Origin of the sequence: Promicromonospora kroppenstedtii DSM 19349 (assembly GCF_000515355.1) — a bacterium.
Classification (GTDB): Bacteria; Actinomycetota; Actinomycetes; order Actinomycetales; family Cellulomonadaceae; genus Promicromonospora; species Promicromonospora kroppenstedtii.
The window spans coordinates 5,444-7,275 of sequence record NZ_KI911713.1; the positions used below are offsets into that span (position 1 = coordinate 5,444).

The window sequence follows — 1,832 nt, forward strand, 5'->3', positions numbered from 1 at the left end:
CGGGCAGGACGGGGCGACGATCCGTCGCTCCGTCCTGCCCGGCGGTGTCCGTGTGCTCACCGAGAACATGCCGGGCCAGCGCTCGGCCACGATGGGCGCATGGATCGGCGTCGGCTCTCGGGACGAGACCGACGGACACTTCGGCTCGACGCACTTCCTGGAGCACCTGCTCTTCAAGGGGACCAAGCGGCGCTCCGCGATGGACATCGCCGAGGCGTTCGACGCCGTCGGCGGTGAGGCCAACGCGGCCACCGGCAAGGAGCACACCTGCTACTACGCGCGGGTGCTCGACTCCGACCTGCCGATGGCCGTGGACGTCATCGCCGACATGGTCACCTCCGCGCGGCTGGACACCGACGAGCTCGAGACCGAGCGCGGCGTCATCCTCGAAGAGCTCGCGATGAACGACGACGACCCGACCGACGTCGTGCACGAGCAGTTCTCCGCCGTCGTCCTGGGGGACCACGCGCTGGGCCGCCCCATCGGCGGCACGCCGGAGACCATCAACGCCGTGCCGCGCGACGCGGTCTGGGACCACTACCGCTGGAACTACCGGCCCGAGACCCTCGTGATCACGGCGGCCGGCGGCATCGACCACGACAAGCTCGTGCAGCAGGTCACCCAGGCGCTGACCGACGGCGGCTGGGACCTCGACCCGGCCACGGCGCCGCGGGACCGCAGGCCCACCACGGAGGACCGGGCCGGCGTGCCGGAGGCGGGCACCGAGCTGACGATCAAGCGCTCGGTGGAGCAGGCCAACATCATCGTCGGCTCCACGGGCATCTCGGCCACGGACGACCGGCGCTTCGCGCTGTCCGTGCTGAACGCGGTGCTCGGCGGCGGCATGTCGTCGCGCCTGTTCCAGGAGATCCGCGAGAAGCGGGGCCTGGCGTACTCGACGTACTCGTTCGCCTCGGCGCACGGCGGGCTCGGCACGTTCGGCCTGTACGCGGGCTGCGCGGCCGCCAAGGCCGACCAGGTCACCGAGCTGCTCGTCGAGGAGCTGGAGAAGCTCGGACAGGACGGCATCACGGAGGCCGAGCTGAAGCGGTCCGTCGGCCAGCTCAGCGGCGGCACGGTGCTCGGGCTGGAGGATTCCGGCTCGCGGATGAGCCGGCTCGGCAAGGCCGAGCTGGTGTACGGCGACCTGCTGTCGCTGGCCGAGTCGCTGGAGCGTATCCAGGCGGTCACCGCGGCTGACGTGCAGGACCTGGCCCAGGACCTGGCCGCGCGCCCGCGCTCGGTGGTCCGCGTGGGCCCGTTCGACGACTGAACCGCACCGCTGAGTGCTGGGTATTTGTTGTTCCGGAGGCCCCGGGACAACAAATATCCAGCACTCAACGAGGAACTAGGGTGTAGATCGTGAGTGACATCAAGGTGGCCGTGCTCGGTGCGACCGGCCGCATGGGCACACAGGCCTGCGCCGCGGTCGAGGCGGCCGACGGGCTCCGGCTCGTGGCCCGCCTCGGGCGTGGCGACACGGTCTCTGCCGAGACCCTCGCCGGAGCCGACGTCGCCGTGGACTTCACCGTCCCGGCCGTCACCGAGGCCAACGTGCACGCCGTGCTCGACGCCGGCGCGCACGCCGTGGTCGGCACCACCGGGTGGGACGACGCCTCGCGGGCCCGGGTCTCGGCGCACCTCGCCGAGCTCTCGCCCGGGGGCTCGGGCAGCACGGGCGCGCTCGGCGTGCTGATCGCGCCGAACTTCGGCCTCTCGGCGGTGCTCGCGATGACGTTCGCCGCCAAGGCCGCCCGGTACTTCGAGTCCGCCGAGGTCGTCGAGCTGCACCACCCGAACAAGGTGGACGCGCCCTCGGGGACCGCCCGCCA

At 71.9% G+C, this 1,832-nt stretch carries 2 protein-coding genes; both read left to right on the top strand.

The window, feature by feature from the left end; all coding sequences use genetic code 11:
- A partial coding sequence (locus tag PROKR_RS20190; protein WP_036966402.1) for a M16 family metallopeptidase occupies positions 1-1,273 on the top strand: 1,273 nt, incomplete at its 5' end.
- A gap of 89 nt (positions 1,274-1,362) precedes the next feature.
- Positions 1,363-1,832: 4-hydroxy-tetrahydrodipicolinate reductase (locus PROKR_RS20195; RefSeq protein ID WP_036966405.1), on the top strand; the 470-nt coding region annotated here is incomplete at its 3' end.